This window comes from Methanobrevibacter sp. V14, assembly GCF_963082475.1.
In the GTDB taxonomy this organism is placed as follows: Archaea; Methanobacteriota; Methanobacteria; order Methanobacteriales; family Methanobacteriaceae; genus Methanocatella.
The window spans coordinates 203886-228379 of sequence record NZ_CAUJAM010000007.1 but is presented as its reverse complement, the minus strand read 5'-3'; the positions used below and the strand labels follow the sequence as shown (position 1 = coordinate 228379).

The 24494-nt window shown below is 32.0% G+C and carries 22 protein-coding genes; 9 read left to right on the top strand and 13 right to left on the bottom strand.

The annotated features are described in order from the left end of the window. Nucleotides 1–11 precede the first annotated feature (11 nt). From Q9968_RS05115 to Q9968_RS05080, 8 genes are all read right to left on the bottom strand, one after another. Nucleotides 12–2267 (bottom strand): DHH family phosphoesterase, encoded by a 2256-nt coding sequence (locus Q9968_RS05115; RefSeq protein WP_305514106.1) that lies wholly within the window; start codon nt 2265–2267, stop codon nt 12–14. A gap of 15 nt (nt 2268–2282) precedes the next feature. Then, a complete protein-coding gene (locus tag Q9968_RS05110) occupies nt 2283–2783 on the bottom strand; it encodes a hypothetical protein (protein WP_305514105.1) in 501 nt (166 codons plus the stop codon). Between the two features lie 85 nt (nt 2784–2868). After that, nucleotides 2869–3234: a desulfoferrodoxin family protein gene (locus tag Q9968_RS05105; protein WP_305514103.1), complete on the bottom strand. Its 366-nt coding sequence runs from the start codon at nt 3232–3234 to the stop codon at nt 2869–2871. Between the two features lie 54 nt (nt 3235–3288). Then, the gene (locus Q9968_RS05100) at nt 3289–3639 is read right to left on the bottom strand and encodes an iron-sulfur cluster assembly scaffold protein (RefSeq protein WP_305514101.1); all 351 of its coding nucleotides are present in this window, start codon (nt 3637–3639) and stop codon (nt 3289–3291) included. A 32-nt stretch (nt 3640–3671) separates the two neighbouring features. Then, nucleotides 3672–4853 (bottom strand): cysteine desulfurase family protein, encoded by a 1182-nt coding sequence (locus Q9968_RS05095; protein WP_305514368.1) that lies wholly within the window; start codon nt 4851–4853, stop codon nt 3672–3674. Between the two features lie 97 nt (nt 4854–4950). Beyond that, a complete protein-coding gene (locus Q9968_RS05090) occupies nt 4951–5265 on the bottom strand; it encodes a TIGR04076 family protein (RefSeq protein WP_305514099.1) in 315 nt (104 codons plus the stop codon). A 58-nt stretch (nt 5266–5323) separates the two neighbouring features. After that, nucleotides 5324–5467, bottom strand: coding sequence for a hypothetical protein (locus tag Q9968_RS05085; protein ID WP_305514097.1), 144 nt, complete (start codon nt 5465–5467; stop codon nt 5324–5326). Nucleotides 5468–5794: 327 nt separating this feature from the next. Next, nucleotides 5795–6985: a redox-regulated ATPase YchF gene (locus Q9968_RS05080; RefSeq protein ID WP_305514096.1), complete on the bottom strand. Its 1191-nt coding sequence runs from the start codon at nt 6983–6985 to the stop codon at nt 5795–5797. A 63-nt stretch (nt 6986–7048) separates the two neighbouring features. Between Q9968_RS05080 and Q9968_RS05075 the strand changes: the two genes are divergently transcribed. Together Q9968_RS05075 and Q9968_RS05070 are read left to right on the top strand one after the other, a co-directional pair. Beyond that, on the top strand, nt 7049–7918 hold the full coding sequence (locus Q9968_RS05075; RefSeq protein WP_305514094.1) for a metallophosphoesterase: 870 nt from the start codon (nt 7049–7051) through the stop codon (nt 7916–7918). Then, the gene (locus tag Q9968_RS05070) at nt 7915–10041 is read left to right on the top strand and encodes a phage holin family protein (protein WP_305514092.1); all 2127 of its coding nucleotides are present in this window, start codon (nt 7915–7917) and stop codon (nt 10039–10041) included. Before Q9968_RS05075 ends, Q9968_RS05070 begins: the two co-directional genes overlap by 4 nt. On the opposite strand, the gene Q9968_RS05065 is transcribed toward Q9968_RS05070, so the two are convergent. Continuing rightward, a complete protein-coding gene (locus tag Q9968_RS05065; RefSeq protein ID WP_305514090.1) occupies nt 10030–10878 on the bottom strand; it encodes a hypothetical protein in 849 nt (282 codons plus the stop codon). The two genes, Q9968_RS05070 and Q9968_RS05065, sit on opposite strands and share 12 nt — an antisense overlap. After that, nucleotides 10871–11674, bottom strand: a complete 804-nt coding sequence (locus tag Q9968_RS05060; protein ID WP_305514088.1) for a protein-ADP-ribose hydrolase — start codon at nt 11672–11674, stop codon at nt 10871–10873. Before Q9968_RS05060 ends, Q9968_RS05065 begins: the two co-directional genes overlap by 8 nt. Nucleotides 11675–11801: 127 nt before the next feature. Between Q9968_RS05060 and Q9968_RS05055 the strand changes: the two genes are divergently transcribed. The 4 genes from Q9968_RS05055 to Q9968_RS05040 all read left to right on the top strand — a co-directional run bounded on the left by Q9968_RS05055 (nt 11802) and on the right by Q9968_RS05040 (nt 16208). Beyond that, entirely contained in the window at nt 11802–12179 is a 378-nt protein-coding gene (locus tag Q9968_RS05055; RefSeq protein WP_305514086.1) for a helix-turn-helix domain-containing protein, read from the top strand. A gap of 1 nt (nt 12180) precedes the next feature. Next, the gene (locus Q9968_RS05050) at nt 12181–12822 is read left to right on the top strand and encodes a cobalt-precorrin-7 (C(5))-methyltransferase (RefSeq protein WP_305514084.1); all 642 of its coding nucleotides are present in this window, start codon (nt 12181–12183) and stop codon (nt 12820–12822) included. An 86-nt stretch (nt 12823–12908) separates the two neighbouring features. Continuing rightward, nucleotides 12909–15824 (top strand): hypothetical protein, encoded by a 2916-nt coding sequence (locus tag Q9968_RS05045; RefSeq protein ID WP_305514082.1) that lies wholly within the window; start codon nt 12909–12911, stop codon nt 15822–15824. A gap of 180 nt (nt 15825–16004) precedes the next feature. Further along, entirely contained in the window at nt 16005–16208 is a 204-nt protein-coding gene (locus Q9968_RS05040; protein WP_305514080.1) for a hypothetical protein, read from the top strand. A 188-nt stretch (nt 16209–16396) separates the two neighbouring features. Here the strand turns inward: Q9968_RS05040 and Q9968_RS05035 are convergent, their stop codons facing one another. Beyond that, entirely contained in the window at nt 16397–17410 is a 1014-nt protein-coding gene (locus Q9968_RS05035; RefSeq protein WP_305514078.1) for a TRC40/GET3/ArsA family transport-energizing ATPase, read from the bottom strand. A 521-nt stretch (nt 17411–17931) separates the two neighbouring features. Here Q9968_RS05035 and Q9968_RS05030 point away from each other — a divergent pair. Both Q9968_RS05030 and leuS read left to right on the top strand, forming a co-directional pair. Continuing rightward, nucleotides 17932–18720, top strand: coding sequence for an NAD+ synthase (locus Q9968_RS05030; protein WP_342765946.1), 789 nt, complete (start codon nt 17932–17934; stop codon nt 18718–18720). Between the two features lie 10 nt (nt 18721–18730). Continuing rightward, the gene (gene leuS, locus Q9968_RS05025) at nt 18731–21586 is read left to right on the top strand and encodes a leucine--tRNA ligase (RefSeq protein ID WP_305514074.1); all 2856 of its coding nucleotides are present in this window, start codon (nt 18731–18733) and stop codon (nt 21584–21586) included. A gap of 117 nt (nt 21587–21703) precedes the next feature. Here the strand turns inward: leuS and Q9968_RS05020 are convergent, their stop codons facing one another. Together Q9968_RS05020 and Q9968_RS05015 are read right to left on the bottom strand one after the other, a co-directional pair. Further along, on the bottom strand, nt 21704–22435 hold the full coding sequence (locus tag Q9968_RS05020; protein WP_305514073.1) for a tRNA (adenine-N1)-methyltransferase: 732 nt from the start codon (nt 22433–22435) through the stop codon (nt 21704–21706). Further along, nucleotides 22435–23391 carry a zinc metalloprotease HtpX gene (locus tag Q9968_RS05015; protein WP_305514071.1) on the bottom strand — a complete coding sequence of 319 codons (957 nt, stop codon included), beginning with the start codon at nt 23389–23391 and terminating at the stop codon, nt 22435–22437. Before Q9968_RS05015 ends, Q9968_RS05020 begins: the two co-directional genes overlap by 1 nt. A 146-nt stretch (nt 23392–23537) precedes the next feature. On the opposite strand from Q9968_RS05015, the gene Q9968_RS05010 reads away from it, so the two are divergent. After that, entirely contained in the window at nt 23538–24485 is a 948-nt protein-coding gene (locus Q9968_RS05010) for a replication factor C small subunit (protein ID WP_305514070.1), read from the top strand. Nucleotides 24486–24494: the final 9 nt, after the last annotated feature.

Sequence of the window (24494 nt, the reverse complement as noted above, 5' to 3'; positions counted from 1 at the left end):
TTTACCTTAGTTTATTTTTTTAATGATTGAATCTCTCCAACTACTTTAAACAATACCTCTTCACCAAGCCCTTCAATGTATTTGATAGATCCTGCACATTCATGACCTCCACCATCTACACCTGCTTGTGGAACTCTTTCAATCATTTTAGAAACAATTTCATTTACATTAAATCCATATTGCTCATTTACGGCATCAGTTGCCCTAAATACACCAAAATCAGGCCCATGACCTAATGTAACAATCGGTTTGTCTTCACCCAATTGTTTTATTACATGATCATGAACAAATCCGCAGGTTTTTCCAGGAGCAGGGAATGTGAACTTATGTGCGAATTTTTCAACATCTAAAAGGTTTATGTAGATTCCATTGTCAAGTTGGGTTTGTTTGATATTTGGTAGAGCCGCTCTAAGTTGAGTGTCAATACGTTTTTGATATTCCTTGTATAATGCATCAATCATTTTTCTGTGTTTATCGAAATTATCAACAGCAAGAATTGTATCCATTATACCTCTACCATTCATGAATCTTAAGAAATAAGCTTCAAAGTCAACACATTCAGCGACTTTTGATAAGTGTTCTTTTGTAAAACCCTTTTGAGCAGCCAATTCTAAGTATTGGCAGACTTCACCGCATTCAGCACGGTCACCTAATGCTGCAATAGCCGGTAAATGTTTAATTAATTCCTCTACTTCAGGATTTATAATATGGGCTACTTCTGCTGCAAGACAACCGGCAGTTAATTGTGAATCTCCACCAACCAAGTATGGATTTACATGAGTATCAACATATTCGTCAACAGATACTCTTGCACCATAAATTTCACCATTCCTTACGTCCTTTGTAAGCAATTCCCCTGGAAAGTGGTGGTCGATTACAACGACTTCTATATCATAGATTTTAGCTTGCATTAATGCCACAATATCCTCTTCAGTTGAACCGTTATCCAATAATACGATTAATGGTAATTTTTGCCCATGCCTTTCTTGGTCTTCAAGTGCAAATGACAAGTCCTTAACAACATCCTCAAGCTCATAGAATGGAGCTTTACTCGGTGATCTTTTAAAGTAATAATATTCAGCATCATTACTTGGATTTACTTTCTGTATTAAAGGAACGATAGCTTTTTCCATTGCAACACCTGAGCAAATTCCATCGGCATCATTATGGTGTCTAAGTAAAATAGTCCTTCCATCAAGTATCGCTCTTCTAATTTTTTGAGCGGCTTCATACATTTTAGGTTTGAGTCTGTTTAAAATATCACTTTTGACTAAGAAATCAACCTCTTGTGGTTTAGCTCTCTCATTTAATGCATCGTCTATCAATTTATGTAGTTGCTTAGTGTTTTCCTCATCAAGTTTAATCATTGAAGATGACTCTATTTGTGTTTTTCCACTGTGTTCGTTCACTTCACCAATAACCTGCACCGCATCAGCTACCTCGATTTCAGGATAAGATCTCTCACCTGCTTTATCAAAAGCGGCAATTTCAGTAGTTCCACTTTCATCACTAATAATGAATATTGTTGGTCCAGAGGTCTGTTGAATTTGTTGGACTTCACCATCAATTCTAACAAACTTGGATTTTTTCTCATCCAATTGAGAAATAAGAGTTCTTGGAATAGATTTAGTTAATTTTTTAATATTATAAGATTCAACATACGCCGGTTCGAAATCTATTTTGCCTTCTCTTGATTTAATAGCTGTTACAACTACAATAACCTCATCACCGACTTTATAATCAGAAACATCGCCTCTCATGAGTCCCCAAACATCATTATTTAATGTAACAAAAGAACCATATTTTTCAACTCTTGTTACTTTTCCCAGATATAATTTATTTTTATCCATATCTTTCATATTACACAAAGAATCTAAGACATAAACATCCTTAGGTTGTTTTCTTTTAGCTTCGTATTCGTCATATTTCATTTTTTCAACCTTTCTTTTTTCTCTACATTCCGGACATATATCATTTTCATCAAGAAGTTTTCCACAGTCCCTACATACATTAATCTGACCGGTTCCATGACAATCAGGACATTCCTCATATACTTCAACCTGTCCTTTTCCATTACATACCTCACATGGAATATCCTCTTCTCCTCCAAGGTCAAATTTAGCTTTTGCTTTACTGTTTACTCCTTTAAAATGAGTACCTACATTGAACAAATCATCTTCAAAACCTGTTCCTCCACAGGCGTCACATTCTTTATAGTCCACCACAATTGAACCTATTCCCTTACACTTGCGACATTTTGTTTTCAATTTAAAAACCTCATATTAAGTAAATAATTCATTATTCCCTTGAACAATATTATTTCTTTCATCTTGATATTTTACTGCATCATACATTAAATCATTAGCTTCACTACCATGGGTTGAGCCGGTATAATTATAATTTTTTTCCAAATAGTATATTGATTCTTTAAGCTCATCAGTAGCGTTTAGTTTTAATTTTAATTCATGTATTGTTGTGTCCATATAATTCTTATGTACTTCATTTAAATCACTGCCATATTTATCTAAAATTTCGGATAATTTTGCCAAACTCCTATTATAATTATCCTTCGCATCGTCTGCTTTTTGACTTGCATCATGAAAATTTCGTTGATTTAATAATTTAACGGATTCATTGTAATCTGCATCCCCCTGAACAATTCCATCACTAATTTTTGGCATAGATTTGTTAATATTTTCCATTGAACTATCCATTAGAACAATAGAGACGGATACAACAAGCAAAACTACAATAAAAATTACTAATTTAACATAACTAGACACAATATAAATTATATACTAACAAGTAATTAAACATTATTATGAAAAAAAAATAAGAAAAAAAGGAGTTTAAAAATAATTTTTAAACTTATTCACTGGACCAAAGTCCATGTTGATTACAGAAAGCCAATGCTTTAACATCATCAGTTGAGTTTACAGTAAATGTAGCTTCTGCAACGTCTCCCGGTTTGAAGCATTTGGCATATTGTTCAGCACCTGCTTCAACAACAACAAATTGAATGTAGTGGTCATCATCCATTGGATGGGCAGCTTCACCGACTTTAACGGTTACATTATTCCCATCAATTTCCACAACAGGTTTATGTTTAAGAGCTTTATCCCCTTCAGTTTGTGTAGGGAATTCAAACATGTGATCATTACATACACTTTCATCGCCTTCAGCTAACACCTGAATAATACTTCCACATTCATTACATTTTAATATTTTTGCCATATAAAACATCTCCATTAGATATAATGAATGGTTTATTATTTAGAGTATATATTATTATTGATTATTTTCATAATAATTTTCAATTGCAGCTTGAAGTCCATCGGCAGCAAGGTTTGAACAATGCATTTTTATAGGTGGAAGGCCATCTAACTCTTCAGCAACATCATTACGAGATATTTTTAAAGCTTCCTCCAAGGTTTTTCCAACAGCAATTTCAGTAATCATACTGCTTGTTGCAATAGCTGCTCCACAACCAAATGTTTGGAAACTTATATCCTGAATAACATCATCTTTTACTTTAATGTAAATTGTCATTAAATCTCCGCATGTTGGGTTTCCAACAGTTCCCACTCCATCTGCATCATCCATCATTCTACAATTTCTTGGGTTTGCAAAGTGATCCATACCTTTTCTGAATAATCCATATAAACACTCTCCTATTCTCTTCCTACAACTTTGTTATAATTTAATTCCTGATTCCATAATGGGGACATTTGTCTTAATCTTTCAACTGAGCCGGCGATTACTTCAACAAATTCATCGATATTGAAATCGTCACTTTCTGGAGATAAAGATACTCTTAGAGAACCATGAACATCAACAGGATCTAAACCTAATGCTGCCAATACTGGAGATGCCTCTAAAGTATTTGATGAACATGCTGAACCAGTAGATGCCTGATATCCTTTAGCATCTAAAAGTAAAATTAAAGATTCCCCTTCAATGGCTTTAAATCTGAAGTTTACAATATTAGGCGATCTCTTTTCAGGATCCCCATTTAAATACGAATCCGGAATTCTTGAAAGCACCTTTTCAATTAGTTCATCTCTTAAGGCAATATGTTTCTCATAATGTTCCTTGAGGTTTTCTACAGCCAGTTCACATGCTTTTCCAAAACCAACAATACCTGAAACGTTTTCTGTTCCAGATCTGATGCCTTTTTCTTGACCTCCCCCATGGATAAGAGGCACCACCCTTGTTCCTTTTTTAACATATAATGCTCCAACACCTTTTGGACCGTTTACCTTATGGGAGGATAATGAAAGTAAATCAACATTTAATTTTTCAATATCCACTTCAATTTTGCCGAAAGTTTGTACTGCATCAGTATGGAATTTGATTCCTTTTTCATGGGCGATTCTGCCAATTTCCCCAATGGGCTGAATAGTACCAATTTCATTGTTACCATGCATAATGGTGATTAAAATTGTCTCAGTGATTGCCTCCTCCAAATCTTCAATTTTAATAATGCCATTTTCATAAACCGGCAAATAGGTTACTTTAAAGTCAAGAGACTCTAAAAATCCCAAAGTGTTTTTTACAGCAGGATGTTCAATTTCACTTGTAATTATGTGTTTACCTTTTTTAGCTAATTTAAAAGCGATGCCCTTAATTGCTAAATTATCGGATTCGGAACCTCCACTAGTAAATATAATCTCATCTTTTTTAGCATTGATTGAATCGGCTACTCTTTGACGGGCTAATTCTAATGCTTTTTTAGATTCGCGACCTATTCCATAAAGAGTTGACGGATTGCCGAATTCTTCTGTGAAATAAGGCATCATTTCATCTAAAACTTCTTTGCTAACTTGAGTAGTTGCTGAGTTATCCAAATACATTTCATAACTTATTAAAATAACATCAACATTCATCAAATACTTACCAAGTTAATATAGTAAACTACATGATCCGAATACTTTTATCCATATCACCAATTTAATCAGCATCTTCATCTAAAGTTTCTAAAAGAAAACTGACAGGACGAAATCCATCATTGCAAGATATCATTGCAGATTTTTTATTTTTCATCCAACCTTCATAAAAATCTTCAGCTCCATGAGATAACGCTAAAACAAATGGATATAAATTTTCCCATGCACTATCACAGAAATTATCAGGTTTAACCCAACTATTTGCAATGAATACCTCACCTACTTCCACATCACATTCATGTTCAAGTGGATTTTCGTATTTCTCGATTAAATCATCATGTCGGACTTTTTTCATAACTGTGATTTTTACTTTTTTCATATTATTCCTCTTTAAATCATGATCTTTTAAGAGATTTTTTATATTTCCAACATTTACATCATCTAGATTTATTCCTATTATTTTCAGAAGTCCCCATATTTATTGAAATTGTTTTCCAATTTCCTTTTTTCATTAGAATTTGAAATATCATAATATGCATCATAGCATCATCATATGCTTTATCCAGATTACTTTTAACCATTTTTGAAATTTTACTTTAAATTTAAATGTTTTTCATATTTCTTTTTCAATGAATTATTGTTTATTCAATACACTTAAAATTTCCGTCTGATTTAAAATTTGAATTAGTAACAGATAATGTTTCATTATCCTATTGTTTAATACTGGCTTCTTCTAACTTTTCACAAGTTAAATAATGAATAAATCAATTTTACTAACTGAGCCTCTTAAATTTCATTGATAAAAACTCTCTAATTCTTCTTTTAAGAAATAATATTCCTTTAATTCATCAGATGTTAAGTTAAAAGTTAATTTAGACCTGTATCTAAAAAATAAAAAAGTGAAGGAATTAGCCTCTAGTTACAATACTAATAATATCTCCATCTTTTAGCTCATAATCACTTGCCACACGCATGTTTTTTCTTGCATCAACAGCATGCATGAACTTATCTCCAATATCAGTATGGACAATATAAGCCAATTCACGAGGATTAGAACCTTTAGGAACTAAAAAACCATCAGGCAAAACATTGCCTTTTTGATCTGTGTATTTATGTTCATCCTGAACTGGATAAACAACAATATTCCTCAATAATTCAAAAATACCATAATTTAAAGCATCTTGAATGCCAGTGCTTCCATAAACATCTAAAATATTTGTCTGAATATATTCTAGAGCCTTAAGCTGATTTTCATTTAATTTATCTTTTTCAAGAATTTCAAAATGGCCATCTCCAGACAAATATGATATTAAACCTGCTTCAGATGCTCTTACAAGTGCTATTTCAGATTCTGCTGAAGCGGGAATTACATTTGGATATTTTTCCTTAATCTTCTTAATATTTTCAGCAGAAGTAGGTAAATCTGCTTTATTTGCAACAATCATCATTGGTTTAGCAATATGTAAGATATTTCTAGTTAATTCGATTAAATCTTCTTCATCCCACCTATTATAATCTGGCTCAATATTTCTTTTAGCTTCTATAATATCTTCTATAGCTATTCCAGTTCCAGATAATTGATCAAATAACACTTTTGAAATATCTAAGTGTTCAGCACCTACTTTTCTTATAAGTCTAACCCAATTACGTGATAATATTCCATACATCCACATTACTATTTCCTCTTCTAAAAACTCAATATCTTCAAGAGGATCATGAGTTCCAGGATCAACAGGATTTCCTTCAATATTTGTTGAACCTGAAGCATCTACAACATGAATAAACACTTTTGCTTGCATCAGATCATCTAAAAATTTATTACCTAATCCCTTTCCTTCATGTGCCCCAGGGACAAGCCCCGCAACGTCTATTAATTCAATTGGAAGTAACCTTTTTCCATCTTTACAAATTGAATTATGAGGATTACAAGTAACTTCTAATTCTTTACATGGACAATCCTTTATTACATGAGCAACCGCTTTGTTTGCATCAATGGTTGTAAATGGATAATTTGCCATTTCAACAGATGAAGCTGTTGCTGAATTGAAAAATGATGATTTGCCCACATTTGGTTTTCCAGTAACTGCAATTTGAAGCATAATAATCACTTTTATTATTTGTATTTAAAATTATAAATAGTTTCAGAAATCATATTATATTTAATGAAAGATGATGAAATTGAAAAACCTCAAGCAATGAAAATCAGGCAGGGAATTCAAGATGCAATGACCTTTTCACTTCCGGACAAAAAATTCAGTGAAGAAAATATTGAACTTGTTGAAATTGACATTGAATTAGATAATTTAGGAGAGAATTTTCAAAATTACAGAATTTTAAATCTGTGTGATATCCATTTAGGCCAATGGATTAATCCTGAATATTTAGATGATCTTGTAGACTATGTCAATACTTTAAACTTTGATTTGATTACACTAACAGGAGATTATGTCTCATATGTTATTGAGGATTACGATGTTTCACTAAAAGAATCTTTTAGTAAATTAAATAAAAAAGATGGAAAATTTGGTGTTTTAGGAAATCATGACCATTGGATGGGTTCAGATAAAATCAGAAAAATATTTAAAGAATCAGACATTGTTGATTTAAGTAATGATGTGGTTAAATTGGTAAAAGGCAATGATAAAGTTAATTTGGCAGGTGTCGATTCATGTACTGTTTGTGCTGATAGACTGGATGAAGTTTTAGCAAAATTAGATGACAATTATCCAACAATTTTACTTGTCCATGAACCTGATTTTGCAAAAGAATCGTCTCAAACTGGAAAAATCGATTTACAACTTTCAGGCCATTCACATGGAGGGCAATTTATCATTCCCAAGTTTGAAACAACACCATTTAGAGGCCCGAATTCAACTAAATATCCTGTTGGCCTTTATAAAGTAAAGAATATGATTCAATACACCAGTAAAGGATTAGGCACAAATTCATTTAGAATTAGGATTAACTGTAAACCGGAAATTACAATTATAACTCTTAAAAGAAAAAATAAAAAAAGAATTGATATAGGATGAGTTTTAAAAACCAGATAATCTCCTCGCTAAATACAATAATTACCACGATATTGATTATTATATCCAATATTGTAGCCGTATTTTTTGTCGAGTGCATTTGTACTGATTTTATAATTGGACCTAGTTATAATGCTTTAATTATTGTAATTGCCTTTTACATAGCCAATTCACTTTTATGGCCAGTTTTTAGACATTTTTTAATGAAATTCATTATTGTTACATTAGGTATTGGAGGATTATTAATAAATTCATTGATATTTTATATAACAGCATACTTCATTCCAGGAGTTTCTGTTGGTTTTTATGGGTTTTTAGAAGCTCCCCTTGTTATTGCAATAGTTACAACATTTATCGTGAATATAACAAACACAAATTATCATGACAGCTATATAAAAAATATCTTAAAAAATGCATTAAAACAAAAAACTCCTTATAAAAAACAATATCCTGGTGTTATAATGCTTGAAATTGATGGTTTATCAATTAATACTTTAAAAAAAGCAATTGATAAAGGAGTTATGCCGACCCTTAAAAGTTGGATAGACATCAACTCCCATGATTTAAAAGAATGGGAAACTGATTTATCCTCACAAACTGGAGCCAGTCAGGCAGGAATCCTTCACGGAAATAACAAAGACATTATTGCCTACAGATGGGTTGAAAAAGAAGACGATAATAGAATTGTCGTATCTGGAAAATTAAGTCACGCACCTGAAATTGAAAAAAGAATAAGCAATGGAGAAGGTTTGCTTGTAAATGGAATTAGTATCTCCAACATGTTTTCAGGAGACAGTAAACTTTTCACATTAACCTCTTCAAAATTAAAATCAATGAAAAGAATCTACAACAAAACACTACATACCATCTTTTTAGACCCTTATAATTTCCAAAGAATCTTTGTTTTATTCTTATGGGACATTTTGGTTGAATTAAAATCACAAATAACCCATAAAATAAAAAATATACAACCTCGACTTAGAAGAACTATTGTTTATGCCGCAGTTAGATCTGGAGCTAATGTTATTTTAAGAGAGGCTTCAACAGACGTGTTGTCAAGTGAAATATTAATTGGTGAGATTGACACAGCATACACTACATTTATGGGATATGATGAAGTAGCACATCACTCTGGAGTGGAAGATAATGATGTATGGGGTGTTTTAAAGCAAATAGATAACCAATTTCAAAGATTACTGACCACCATTGAAATGGCCGATAGAGATTATAAAATAGTTGTTCTATCAGATCATGGGCAAAGCAAGGGAGCCACATTTAAACAAAGATATGGAATTACACTCGGAAATTACGTAAGAAGACTTCTGCCAGATGATCTAAAAATGTATAGGACTGAATATGGCATTGACCACTTTAGAGATGCAATGATACCTGAAAATAAGAAATTAAAAAACATTAAAAAACATGTGGAAAGCATTCGTGACGATTTATTTGATGAAGAGGGATCACTTCAAAACATCCTTGAAGAAATTCAAAACAGAAAACCTGAAATTATTTTTGAAAATGAACAATACTTAAATCTGAGAAAAAAGTATTCCAACAGTCTGGAATATATTGCCGGATATGAAAGTGTAGAACACAGCACTAAAAAAGCTGAAAAGTCAGAACTGATAGTTTTAGGTTCTGGAAATATGGGTTTGATTTATCTAACCCAATGGAGACAGCGCCTTAATTATGAAGAAATCGTAATGTTATTCCCTGATTTAATTCCAGGTCTTGTAAATCATCCAGGAATCGGATTTGTTCTTGTAGATTCAATAAGTAACGGTGGAATGGTTATTGGTCAAAATGGTATTTATTATTTAGAAAATGACAAAATAGTTGGGGAAAATCCACTTGAAAACTTTGGGCCGAATGCCCCCCGTCACTTAAAAAGACAAAATTCTTTTAAAAACATGCCCGACATAATGGTTAATAGCTTCTACGATAGTGAAAATGATGAAGTTTGTGCATTTGAAGAGTTGATTGGAAGTCATGGAGGTCTTGGTGGAAATCAGACAAAACCATTTATTTTATATCCTTCCGATTGGAAAGATCCTGGAGACTTAATCGGTGCTGAATCAATTTATAAATTCTTAAAAAAAGAAATAGAAAATTTAAACTCTTGAAAGCCAATAATCTAAGATTTCTTCAATATTCTCATCAAAACTTATAGTTTTATCTTCATTTTCATGTGTAGCTTGAGGATAATCTAGATTTAATCTAATAAGTATTGCATTGGAGTTTGACAATGCCATTCTCTCAAATGGGAAGCGAATAATAGATGGAGTATTAAAACCAACACCGCATTCTAAAAATACTACTTTTTCATTGTCGATTTTTTCTAAAAATCCCGCATAGTTATTATACATCCCCCTCCATTTTTCATCTTCAACAAAGAAATTATCTTTTCTTAGATTAACATCCATTTCTTCTCCACAAACTGGACAATATGGAACCAAATCTGAAGGAACCCTGCAATCATCTGTTTTTTCTAAAAGTTCTGTTACTAATTTCTCATTAGGATATAATTTATCATGACATGCTTTACTACATTGTAATAAACCATAATCTCCCTGTGTTGCAAATATCCTTTTATTTTCAAAGCCATTTATCCAAAATTGATGTTCAACATTGGTTGTTATTACAAAATACTCTTTATTTTCAACTAATTTTAACAACTTCTGATAAACATTGGTTTTGCCCATATCATAGCGATTTGCAAAAATATGTCTTGCCCAATAAGCCCAACGCTCTTCGGGAGTGTCGAAATTATAAAATGATGAAGAATACATGTCTTTAAACCCGTATTTATCTATGAAATCTTTAAAGTATCTTTCATGCCTTTTTCCACCATAATCAACTCCAGCAGCCGTTGAAAGGCCAGCACCAGCACCAATTAATATATAATCCGCTTCATCAATAACTTTACTAGCTTCATCTAGTCTTAAAATAAATTTATCCATTTAATAATTCCTTATAAATTAAATAATCCTTATCTGTAAAAACATTAAAAATAATATGTTTTAAAGTTGTTTCATTTGATTTTAAATAATCACTAACCGTTTCGATTGCAATTTTTGCTGCAAGATCTTGTGGAAAATTAAAAACCCCAGTTGAAACACAACAAAATGCAATGGATTCAAGTTGATTATACTTAGCAATATCTAAACAAGACACATAACAACTTTTTAAATCTTCATACTTGTCCATAGAAGGCTCTTGACCTTCTAGAATTTTAGGACCAACTGTGTGAATCACATATTTTGAAGGCAAGTTATAAGCACTTGTAATTTTTGCTTTACCCACTTCCTCATCATGATTTTGAATTTCCATAATTTTATTGCATTCCTCCCTTAGCTGAACTCCGGCAGCAGAATGGATTACATTATCAATGCAATTATGTTGAGGTATAAAACAACCAAGTAATTTAGAGTTAGCCGCATTGACAATTCCATCAACTTTTAGAGTTGTAATATCCCCCTGCCACAACATGAGCTTTCCTTTAACTTCTTTAATATCATCTGGAGAGATTAGAGTCTTATTTAATGTTTCAGCGCTTAAAAATTCATCTTGAACCTCTAAAAATTCCCCCGATATTTCTGAAGGTGGCCTTATATTCATTAGTAAGCGAAGCAATCTTCTCTTTAATTGATAATCTTTTGGAATAGGAATATATTCTCCTTTTTCATTAAGTAAATAATTAATTAAAAAATCTAATTGTTCTTCTGAGTTAATTTTAATCCTTCCATAAATTGTCAATTATAAATTTAATGAAAGTATTTAAATAATTTTTGTAACTTTTAAGAAACTGAGTTACGAAAAAGTAACTATAAATTAATAATAAAAAAAATAACCTTTTATATAATAATTTAATATATTTTTAAATATGCAAAAAACAATTTGCCCAGTTGATAGAACTTTAAGCTTAATTAGTAAAAAATGGAGCATACAAATTATTCGTGACATGTTTTTTGGTAAAAAACATTTTAAAGAATTTAAAGAGGACAAACCTAACTTAAGCAATAAAGTTTTATCAAATTGTCTAAAAGAGTTAGAAGAAAATGGATTAATTGAGAAAAAAGTATTGAACACAAGCCCTGTTACTACAGAGTATTATTTAACTGATTACGGTCAATCCATGAATAAAATTATCTATGAATTAGCCATGTTTACATTAAATAGTGAAAAAGATAAAAACTATTCAAATGAAACTCTTAACGGATTAAAAGAAACTTTTAGAGAAACTTTGAAAATTGATGATTAAAATGACTGGTAAAATTTATATTGTTGGCATTGGTCCTGGATCTAGCGAATATTTAACAAAAAAGGCCATAGATACTGTTAAAATGAGTGATTATACTGTTGGAAGCACACGTGCTATTGATTTATTTGATGATGCACCGGGAAAACTTGCATTTAATGTTAAAGAATTATTAGATACATTAGAAAAAGGTGTTGAACTTGCAGTTGAAGGAAATATCGTATCCATATTATCAACTGGAGATCCTGGTTTTTCAGGAGTTTTAAATACCGTTTTAAGAATTTCGGGTGAAAAAAATTTCCCAAAAAACAGTATTGAAGTAATTCCCGGAATTAGTTCTCTTCAGCTTGCAGCTGCAAAATGCCACATTCAATGGGACGACGCTAATGTAATGACTTTCCATGGCAGGGAAAATATAGAAGACATCTTGCCTGTGATTAATAATGGTAAAAAAACTATTGCACTGCCTTCCCGTAAAGTTAAAGACATGGCACAATTCTTACTTGACAATGGTGTTGAAAAAGACCGTGAAGTTGTAGTTTGTGAACGTTTAAGTTATCCTGATGAAAAAATTGTTTCAGCAACATTAGAAGATATTGCTCAAAGTGAATTTACCTATATGTGCATTATGCTAATTAATGAATAAAATTAACCTTAAAAATTCATTTTAAAAGTTCTTTCCTATTTGATTTTAAAATCAAAGCTTATATGTTCGATTATATCATACATTAATTGTCAGTCGGGTTAAAAAAAAGACAAAAGGTAGATATGATGAACATTAAACTAAACACCATATGTTTCATTTTATTACTGTTTTTACTAATCGGAGTTGCTTCGGCAGCAAATATTGATAATGAAACATTGCACAAAACAATTGAAGATGAAGAACTTAACCAAATTAGTTCTCAAGAAAAACAACTTGAACCAAGCAATAAGATGTTAACCTCAAAAAGTAAACAAAAAGTAAACATTAAAGCTCCTGATGTGAAAATGCATTACAAAGATGGGAGTGCATTTACTGTAACACTTAAAGATGCTAAAAAAAAGGTAATTAAAAAGGTCAAAGTAAAGATTACAATAGATGGTAAAACTTATACTAAAAAAACTAATTCAAAAGGCAAAGCATCTATAAATCTTAATTTGAAAAGTGGAAAATATAGCGCCATAACTAAATTTGACGAAACGCCATTATATAAAAAAGCAAACGCTAAAAGTACTATAACCATCAAAAGCACAGTAAAATGTAGTGATTTGTCAAAATACTATAAAAACAAGTCAAAATACTGCTCAAAGTTTTATGACAAAAAAGGAAAAGTTCTTAAACAGACATCTGTGAAATTCAAATTAAATAACAATGATTACACCGTTAAAACTGATAACAAAGGTGTTGGAAAACTAGATATTGATTTGAAACCTGGAAAATATAGCATTTCTGCCATTAATTCCAAAACATCAGAAACAATTAAAAAAGCCATCACGATTAAAACAATTCTAGAAACATCAGACTTGACAATGAATGAAAGTGATGGAAGCAAATTTTGTGTTAAAGTCTTAAATTCTAACGGGAAAGGCTCTCCAAATAAAAAAGTAACATTAAAAATAAATGGCAAAACTTACACTCCAAGAAGCAATTCCAAAGGCATTGCAACACAGATAATTGACTTGAAAGAAGGAAAATACTCAATAACTACAGAATATGAAGGATTGAAAAACACTAACCAAATTACTGTTAATAAAGGAATTAAACATGATTTATTTAGCCATATCACATCAATTCCAAATTATGTTAATGTTACCAATCCCTATGTCTTTCACAATTCTGTTTATGCAATAAAAACAGGCCTAGATGGAATTATAAGAATGCCTAAAAATGAACTTTTCACGATACGGGTTAATGAAACAAAGGAATATCTATTCTCAAAATCAGCAATTCCTGGTGTTGATTCTGTAGTGATAGGTTATAAAGCTCATTTAGTTCCTTTTGATGGAAGTGCCACTAAAAGCGATTTTAATAAAAATAATTTAAAGGGCAACGGCATTTTAATTTATTCAACAGCTAACCACACCAATATCGAATATAGGAACAATGCAGAAACCAATGATGATTTATTTGGAATTTATATTGATAAAGGACTGGGCTATAGTGAAACCATAACATATCTCCAGAATAACCATATAAAAGCCAAAGTTAACTTTTATACTGTTCAATATGATGAATTAGGTCTAAAATACAATTTAGCTAAATTTTATGGAAAAAGCATATATGACTTCAACTATAAAAGTTATGATGAAATAACCAACCACAATACTGATTTAATTAAATTTGCAAACACTAATGAAAATGCAACCTTCAGCTATTTTGGAAAGTCAATTGTTGGTTATCCTTCAAAAGAAGAGATCATAACCAAATTCATAATTAACGGCGAAGAAAATCTTGAAAAAATAGAAGCAATTAGTTATGGACTCAATCAAAAGTATAGACAAAGCTTAGGTTTTGAAGTACTTCAAAGTTATGCGATAATTAATGAAAAGATTACAAAAAATATTTTAAAAAAATGGACAGACAGAAATTCAGAATATTTATCAAAATTCGGAGCTATGAATATTTATGGAATGTTTTTAGCATCCCTTGAAACCGTGTGGCTTGCAGATGAAATAGCTGACAACTATGCAAAGGAATTTAATGTAAACTGGAAACGGGACAATGCAGTTACAATTCTTGGAGGCATTAACTTAGATAATACCTATTTACATATTTTGAATGCCAATATGGGCATGACTGTTAATGGAGATGGTCAAAATACAAAAATGTTTAGGTTAATGAATTCTGTTTACTTGCCAAATATTGAAAATTATGTTTTAGCACCAGTTGGTGAGAGATACATTGACAATATTACAAATTCAATAGACAACATTTTAGAATCCATTGAAGCTAATAATTTCAGCATTGTTCAAATGAGAGAGATCTTTCATATTATATGTGAAGATGGTAAAAATTCAACCATGATAATTAATTCAACAAGCGGAGTAGCTAATGTTATTTTAAGCGATGGCGATTTCGCATATAAAGGAGCGGCAGTTCCAACAACAAACGATTGTTGTAGTGTTGGAATAATACCTAAAGACATTGTTAAAGGAATTAGAAATACTATGGACAAAGTAAATAGTGGAGGCAATAATATTATTAAGAATATTTTAAATAAAATCCATCCCTTAATTGTTACCGCATCTATGATTGGTACTGTAACTGCAAGTATCGCTTCAACACTTGTAACTACTAGTGCCGTTTTAACTCTATCCACTACCGTTGGATTGATGATGGGAATACATAGTGCAGGAAATTATGTTAAAAATAATTTTGTTGATAAAAAAGATTGGCATTATGCATATGAGCATATTACATTCACCAGAGATGGATATATGCAAAATAAAAAGTTTTATAATATTCCAAAAAACGATGGTACTTATGAGTATGTAGAAGTTGGAATCAATTCTGACGGCAGCTTAAACAGAAATGATGCATTATATATAAGTAAAGGAAATGTTAAAAAATTAACCAAGGAAGAAACTTATCAATATTTTAGTGAAGAATATTGGACACCATTCAATGTTCCAACAAAATATTGGGATAAAAGTTGGAAACAATAATAATAAAGTTAATTGAAGCGTTTAAACCTGACACATTTATAATATTGGATGTTGCATAAGCAATCCCTTTATTTATAAAGTTAGTGTTGATAATAGTTTGAATATTAATAACTATTACGATACTTGCAAAATTTTGTAAATGGATATTAAAAAAGAAATGAAACAATAGGATAAAATAAAATGGATTTGAAACCTGAAACATTGATTACCGGACTTTTCATAGTATTTGTAATATTAATATTTGGACAGGGAGTCATTGGTGATGAAAAGATATTCACATGGTTATTTCTGATAATTGCAGCAATATTGATAATCTATACAATTATTCAGCTTATAAAAACTCCTAACCGTGAATTAATTGAGAATTTCAAAAAAATCATATAATCACACAAATACTGATTGTGATAACCATAGTCGCAGTAATATGTGATTTAATTCTCAATCCTATGAAATGGACTTTTCATCAATACCTATTTTATTATTAATACTTGCAATATTTTGTGAATGGTTTTTTAAAAAAGAAGATTGAATTAAAGTTAAAATAATTTAATTATTTTAACTTATTTTTATTTTTACAATTGAATAGGTTCTTGAACTACTTCATCATTGTCCTGATCATCGTATAGAATATGAGCAAGATTTAGTAATTTCTCCTGACCTTTAACTTCATCTTTAAATAATGGAATTTCAGCAATGTATTGGTCTGGGAATTTTTGGTCAATTAGAGCTAATCTTTTTTGTTGTAATTTATGTCTAGAGTGACAGAAATCACAGTCACAAATATCAGGCATTACTTGATTTACAATAACGCTATCAACAGTGATATCATGTTTGTTAAGCGCTTCCAAAGCTCTTTCAGACTCATAAATTGACATTTCTTCTGGAATTACAACCATTTTGAATGTTGTCCTATCAGGGTCAGATAATATTCCTTTTGCTTTGTCAATTTGTTCTTTAGTTCTTTTTAAATCTTCAGAAGTTTGAGGATCATCTACTGCATCCATGAATGGCATGATTTTTTTAAGTGAATTAGTTGCAGTGCCCAATTTTGCTTTAAGTAACATCATTTTTCCTACCCATGAGTCCATAACTTCAGGGAAGGACAATAATCTTAATGTATGTCCTGTTGGTGCCGTATCAAATACAACAACATCATATTCATCTGAATTCATTACACTCATAAACATTTCAAATGCAGCGGCTTCATCTGCACCTGGAGATGAAGACACCATATCTAATTGATCAGTTAAGAAATCCATACCTAACAAACCGCCAGCATCATCAGGATTTGCTTGCTTTTGAGCATCTAATTGTGCTTGCTTTTGAGCCATTGCCACGTCAGGGTCAATTTCAACAGCAAACAAATTGGTTTTGATTTCACGTGGATAATTTCCAATTGGAACTTCAAGGGAATCGGATAATGAATGGGCAGGGTCTGTTGATACAATCAATGTTTTTTTGCCTTGTTCTGCTAACCATAATGCAGTAGCAGATGATACTGAAGTTTTTCCAACTCCTCCTTTTCCACCTACGAAAATAAAAGTTGTTTTATCTTTATTGAATTTGAAATAATCTTTAAAAGCCAATTAAATTACCTCCTTAAATAAACTTACTTTTGGTATGTACACGGATTTTCGTGTACTTACCACTCTTTTTTCATGAAATTTTTTTCATAAAATTGTTCCGCTTATGAGTATGAAAAGCATATGATTTAAATTAATCTAACTTTTGGTAACTATATTTATTTTCATAAGGTAACATATACTTTTCGGTCAAAAATCCGAATAGATACGAAATTATGACTCTTTCAAAAACTTTGTTAATTTGAAATTTTTGATGAAAATTAGTTTTGAATTTATAATTCTGTTTAAAAATCATTCCTAGAAACTTAAGGTTTTTCCTGATGAAATTTTTAATTATTATCATTATTAATACGCGTGTTATATCACGTTTAGATGGAATTTGAATTTTCAATCTCTTTCAAAAACTAGTGAAAATTCAAATCACACAAGTTTTTGAAAGAAGCACAGCCCATTATATACTAACCATTATTAATTAAAAAGTACATATTATTTAGTGTATAAATGATTGGAAGGTGGGTGATAATATTAGTAAAATTCCAGAATTAAATGTAGAACAAACAAAAACCGACATTATCAAATTCATTAAAGGCAAAGTCGATGAATCTAAAACTGATGGAATAGTAATAGGTTTAAGTGGTGGAATTGATTCAACACTTGTTGCATACCTTGCTTGTGAAGCATTAGGAAAAGATAAAGTATTTGGAATTTTAATGCCATCTACAACAACCCCAACAGAAGATAAGCTTCATGGTGTAGAAATAACACAAATTTTAGGTATAGAACATGAAGAAATAGATATTGATAGCATTTTAAATGAATATCTATCCATGACACAGCTTGAAGAAAATAAACTAGCAATCGGAAACCTTAAGGCTAGAATCAGAATGTCAATCATTTATTATTATGCAAATGCTAAAAATTATCTTGTAAGTGGAACAGGCAATAAAAGCGAAATTCTTATTGGTTACTTTACAAAACATGGAGATGGTGCATGTGACATTGAGCCAATTGGAGAGCTATATAAAAGCGATGTCTACAAATTAAGTGAATATCTGGATGTTCCACAAGACATTATTAATAAGCCTCCACGTGCAGGATTGTTGAATAATCAAACTGATGAAGAGGAAATTGGAATGAGTTATGAGTTACTTGATCAAATTCTTCATTTATACACCGAAAAATTTGTTATAAATACCAAAATAGCTCAATATTTAGATATTCCGGTTGATGACGTTGATATGATAATTGATAAAGTTATAAGGAACCAGCACAAAAGCAAAGTTCCTGAAAGCCCTAAAAAAACAATAAATTAATGGTGATTTAGTGAGTGAAAATATAGAAAAGAAATGGCAGAAAAAATGGGCCGATGCAAAACTATTTGAATCAAACCCAGATGAAAGAAAAAAGTTATTCTTAACTGTTGCTTTCCCATACCCAAGTGGAGCAATGCATATTGGACACGGCCGTACATATACTGTACCTGATGTTTATGCCAGATTTAAAAGAATGGAAGATTATAATGTATTATTCCCAATGGCATGGCATGTGACTGGTGCACCAGTTATCGGAATTGCAGACAGGATTAAAAGAAAAGACCCTTGGACACTCGATTTATACGAAAGAGTACATGGTGTGCCAAAAGATACCTTGCCCCAATTAGAAGACCCAGAATTCATTGTAAAATACTTCTCTACAGAATATCATGAAGTAATGGAAGAAATGGGATATTCAATTGATTGGAGAAGAGAATTTAGAACAATTGATCCAACATATAGAAAATTCATAGAATGGCAAATCACCACATTGCATGAAAAAGGATTGGTTGCAAAAGGAGAACACCCTGTCAAATACTGTCCAAATTGTGATAACCCTGTAGGAGACCACGATTTGCTTGAAGGAGAAGGAGTAGGTGTTAATGAATTAACCCTTTTAAAATTCCAAATTGACGATAGAGTTCTTGTAACAGCAACTTTAAGACCTGAAACAATCGTTGGAGCAACAAATATCTGGTTAAATCCTGATGTTGAATATGTTTTAGTAAATGCTGAAGGAGAAAATTGGATAATTACAAAAGAAGCTCACTATAACCTATCTAATCAAATTAAAGATTTAGACATCGTGTCTGAAATTAACCCTAATGACTTAATTGGTAAAATGGCAACTAACCCATTTACTGGAGATGAAATACCTATTTTCCCAGCTAGTTTTGTCAGTGCATCTTACGGAAGCGGAGTGGTATTTTCAGAACCTGCCGATGCACCTGCAGACTACATTGCACTTCAAGATTTAAAAAACAATGATGAATTAATCTCCAAATATAAGTTATCAGGAATTATTGAAAATGTGGAACCAATTCCAGTCTGTACCCTTAAAGGATATGGTGAGATTCCAGCAGCAGACATTATTGAACGCTTGGAAATTACAGACCAAAACGATGAAAAATTGCATGAAGCTACTAATGAATTATACAAAGCACAGCACAGCAAAGGTAAAATCATTGATTCCATACCTGATTTTGGCGACATGAAAGTCCGTTTTGCTCGTGAAGAGTTAAAAGAAAAATTAATCAATGAGAATATGGCTACAATCATGTATGATTTTGCTGAAAGACCCGTTGTTTGCAGATGCGGCAATAATTGTGTGGTTAAAATCATGGATGACCAATGGTTCATGAAATATGGTAGCGAAGAATGGAGTGAAAAAACCTTAGAAGTTCTTGAAGGCGAAACCATTATTCCAAAAGAAATTAAAAACAATTTCGAATATTACATTAACTGGTTAGATGACTGGGCATGTTCTAGAAAAGTAGGGCTTGGAACAAGACTTCCTTGGGACAATCAATGGTTAATTGAACCACTAACTGACTCTACAATTTATATGTCTTACTATTCAATAGCCAAATATTTAAAAGACATGAATCCTGATGATTTAAACTTGGCATTCTTTGACAAAGTCCTTTTAAATAAGGATTCAGGCGAAATTACCGTGCCTGATGAAAAAATCAAAGAAATTCAAGATGAGTTTAACTATTGGTATCCTCTTGATTGGAGATTGTCTGCAAAAGACCTTGTAGGAAACCATTTAAGCTTTTTAATGTTCCACCACAGTGCAATTTATCCTAAAGACAAATGGCCAAGAGGAACCGTTGTATTTGGAATGGGACTTTTAGAAGGAAATAAAATGTCTTCATCAAAGGGCAATGTTATTTTACTTAAAGATGCCATTGGCGATTACACAGCTGATGTTGTAAGATTATTCCTGATGGCTTCTGCTGAACCATGGCAAGACTTCGATTGGAGAGAAAAAGAAGTGCTCGGAACTAAAAGAAGACTGGAATGGTTTAGAGAATTTTCAGCAAGAGTTGAAGAAATTAAAGGTTCCCCTTTAGATTTAAGCAACATTGAAAAGGTTGAATTGACACGTACAATTGATTTATGGATGTTAAACCAGCTCAATCAACATATTAAAAATGCAACTGAAGCTCTAGAAGTTTTCCAAACAAGACAAGCACTTCAGGATTCCCTATTCCTACTCAAAAAAGATGTTGATCATTACCTCTATCGTGTAAAACATTTGCTTGACTCACAAGATCCGGCTATAACCTATGTTTTATCCACAGTTTTGGAAGCTTGGATTAGGCTTTTGGCACCATTTACCCCTCATACTTCTGAAGAGCTATGGGCAAAATATGGTGGAAAGGGATTTGTAAGCGAATCCAACTGGCCTAAAGCTGATGAATCCCTAATAAATCCTGTAATTGAAAAATCAGAACAGCTAGTGGAAAATATCATCAAAGATATTGCACACATCAAACAAATGGTTGGAGATGGGGTTGAAAATATCCACATTTATCTTGCTCCTGATTGGAAATGGGATTTATACAAAATAGCCGATGAAGTTGGAAAACCAGATATTGGTCAAATAATGGGCAGAGCCGTTGGCGCTGATATCTATGATGACAAAAAAGAAATAGCTATGGTAGCTAAAAAAATCGGTAAAGAAATTACAAAAACCAGATACATTGGCAAAATTAACGAAGATGAAATTTTAACCGATGCTCTTGACTACATCAAAGAAGAATGTGGAAATGAAGTAACAATCCACAGAGATGATTCATACGATCCGCAAAATAAGGCTAAAAATGCAATGCCTTACAAGCCAGCTATTTTTATGGAATAATTAACTTATTCCAATTATTTTATTTTTATATCCATCGCATCATATGCATTAAAGTCATCGCTAAAATTAAAAAAAAATAGTAAAAATGATTATAGCTAAAATCAATTAAAGTATAATCTATAATTTTCTTGCAAATACAATGTACCCGCTATGACCAACCATGCGGGTCTTTGGCCTTACACCTTGAGGTCTAACTTCCAAACCACGCTCTAATGTTTCAATAATGTCAATATCATAGAAACCTAATTTTTTAGCAACACGATATGCGGTTTCGGCTTGATCGATATAAGGTGCATAAACCGCCAGCCATCCTCCGACATTTAAAGACTCCATTACATCCTCAAATATTTCAAACGGTTTTGGAAGGTCTAAAAAGATCAAATCTATATTGTCTTCGTCAATTCCATCTTTAATGTTTTGATTTTTAACATGAATGTTGGCAATTCCAAATTTCTCAATATTCTTGCCTGCAACTTCAGCAAAATCCTCTCTGATTTCATAAGTAAATACTTCCCCATCCGGCCCTACAACATTGCCAAAGTTAAGTGCAATGGCTCCTGCACCGGTTCCTGCATCGACAACACGTGCCCCAGCACCTAAACCAGTATGGGCGAGGACCTGACCAATATCTTTTTTAATAAGAATTGAACATCTCCTATCCATCAAATCTATAAAATCATTAATAGTTGGTTTTACAATCTTAAATGTGTGGTCCAAATGACTTTTAACTTCATCACCAATTTCGGCTTTATCCAATACATCGGCTTTGACGATTCCCAAATCGCTTTGAAATTCCTCCCCATGTTTTAAAATATGCTTTTTACCACGTTCATCTAAAATCATCTTCATTATTCTAACTCCGCTAACCTTTTAACCCGTTTAAGTGAATCCGGATGTGTAGAGAACAGTTCCATGACTCCATTAGTTTTTGAAATTTTAATATCTGAGTTTGCAAGTCTCCTTAACTCTTCATCAGATACTGTTCCATCATTATCAAAGTCAATTTGTTGGAAATCAGTAATATCATGTTGTGCATTATTTACATCAGTTACAAAGAAAGCACGATTAGTATTTACTTCAGCTATGGTGTCCTTATCACATCCTGCCGCGCCATAGGATAATTTATATAATGCTGATACCAATGCTGCCGGTCTGTTTCCAAACTCAACGCTTGCTTCATCAGCATAGTATTCACGAGTTCTGGAGATGAACAATACTAGCAATTGGCCAATTAAATAGAAAACATAACCTAAAACTCCAATAATAACTCCTCCATTGTTATTGTTATCTCCTGAAAACAAAAAGGAAAGTGCAATATAATAGCAAATCATTGGAATAACACTTACTGCTGCAGTTATTGCCATGTCATTATGTTTGATATGGCCCATTTCATGGCCAAGTACGGCTTTTAGCTCATCACGGTCAAGCAATCCTAAAATTGGACGTGTGATTGCAATATGGCCGCTTCTACTTGTTCTACCATAAGCAAATGCATTAGGGATGTTGATTTCTGATAACCCAATTTCGGGTTTTGGAATGCCTGCTGCATCAGCTAACTCCTGAACCATTTGGTGAATATGAGGTGCTTCAGCTTCAGATAATGGTCTCACATTCATAGAACGTTTAACAAGAGATGGTCCAAACCAATACTGTAAAAATACAATTATTAAGCTCGCACCCATATATAATTTCCAACTACTTATTCCCAAATACCAACCTACAAGAGATATTAGAATATATACAATTGTAAACATGAATACTGAGGTCAATAACATTCTTAATTTAAGTTTCCATGTACCTTTCATTTTTAACACCTTATTGAGATTGAAAAAATACTTTTCAAATACTCACTTTAATTATATATTAATTAGATTTCATATAATAAAAAAGTTAAGCAAAAAATAATTTAACTACATAATACATAAATGTTACTACAGTAAAAGGTGATTAAATGAGCGGACCATGGGTAGAAAAATATAGACCAAAAAAATTAGAATACATAGTAGGACAAAAACAAATCGTAGCAAGACTTGAAAAATATGTAGGTGAAGAAAGTATGCCCAACCTAATGTTTACAGGTCCTGCAGGTGTTGGTAAAACAACCACCGCTTTAGCCTTAGTCAAATCAATTCTTGGAGAATACTGGAGGCAAAACTTTTTGGAATTAAATGCATCTGATGCAAGAGGAATCGAAACAGTCAGAAACCATATTAAAAATTTCTGTAGATTGAAACCCGTAGGTGCTCCATTCAGAATAATCTTTCTAGACGAAGTCGACAACATGACTAAAGATGCGCAACATGCACTTAGACGTGAAATGGAAATGTATACAAAAACCGCCTCATTTATACTATCATGTAACTACTCATCAAAAATCATAGATCCAATTCAATCAAGATGTGCAATATTCAGATTCGCTCCAATTAAAGGAGAAGAAATCAAGAAACGTTTAAAATTCATTTGCGAAAGTGAAGGATTTAAAGCAGATGATAAAGGACTTGAATCCATTGTTTACTTTGCTGAAGGAGATATGAGGAAAGCCGTTAACGTTTTGCAAGCTGCAGCATCTGATGAAGGGATTATAGATGAAGATGCAGTTTATGAAGTTGTATCCAAAGCAAAACCACAAGATATTGGAAATATGATTAATAAAGCATTAATGGGCGACTTTATGAGTGCCCGCAATATATTAAGAGAAACCATGGTTTTACAGGGAACCAGTGGCGAGGATATGGTTACTCAAATTTATCAAGACGTTTCCAAAAGAGTTGTTGAGGGCAAAATGGATGCCAGTATTTACATGGATTTAATTGAAGCAATAGCCGAGTGTGACTTTAGAATAAGAGAAGGAGCAAATCCAAGAATACAACTTGAAGCGTTATTAACTCAATTCTTATAAGGTATAGAA

Coding starts and splice junctions, on each gene's coding strand:
- Q9968_RS05070 (WP_305514092.1), top strand. CDS start 7,915: ATGAGTTTTAAAAACCAGATAATCTCCTCGCTAAATACAATAATTACC.
- Q9968_RS05040 (WP_305514080.1), top strand. CDS start 16,005: ATGGATTTGAAACCTGAAACATTGATTACCGGACTTTTCATAGTATTT.
- Q9968_RS05015 (WP_305514071.1), bottom strand. CDS start 23,391: ATGAAAGGTACATGGAAACTTAAATTAAGAATGTTATTGACCTCAGTA.
- Q9968_RS05010 (WP_305514070.1), top strand. CDS start 23,538: ATGAGCGGACCATGGGTAGAAAAATATAGACCAAAAAAATTAGAATAC.
- Q9968_RS05095 (WP_305514368.1), bottom strand. CDS start 4,853: ATGTATTTGGATAACTCAGCAACTACTCAAGTTAGCAAAGAAGTTTTA.
- Q9968_RS05105 (WP_305514103.1), bottom strand. CDS start 3,234: ATGGCAAAAATATTAAAATGTAATGAATGTGGAAGTATTATTCAGGTG.
- Q9968_RS05080 (WP_305514096.1), bottom strand. CDS start 6,985: ATGCTTCAAATTGCAGTTACTGGAAAACCAAATGTGGGCAAATCATCA.
- Q9968_RS05050 (WP_305514084.1), top strand. CDS start 12,181: ATGACTGGTAAAATTTATATTGTTGGCATTGGTCCTGGATCTAGCGAA.
- Q9968_RS05065 (WP_305514090.1), bottom strand. CDS start 10,878: ATGGATAAATTTATTTTAAGACTAGATGAAGCTAGTAAAGTTATTGAT.
- Q9968_RS05085 (WP_305514097.1), bottom strand. CDS start 5,467: ATGGTTAAAAGTAATCTGGATAAAGCATATGATGATGCTATGATGCAT.
- Q9968_RS05055 (WP_305514086.1), top strand. CDS start 11,802: ATGCAAAAAACAATTTGCCCAGTTGATAGAACTTTAAGCTTAATTAGT.
- Q9968_RS05100 (WP_305514101.1), bottom strand. CDS start 3,639: ATGGATCACTTTGCAAACCCAAGAAATTGTAGAATGATGGATGATGCA.
- Q9968_RS05020 (WP_305514073.1), bottom strand. CDS start 22,435: ATGAAGATGATTTTAGATGAACGTGGTAAAAAGCATATTTTAAAACAT.
- Q9968_RS05090 (WP_305514099.1), bottom strand. CDS start 5,265: ATGAAAAAAGTAAAAATCACAGTTATGAAAAAAGTCCGACATGATGAT.
- Q9968_RS05075 (WP_305514094.1), top strand. CDS start 7,049: ATGAAAGATGATGAAATTGAAAAACCTCAAGCAATGAAAATCAGGCAG.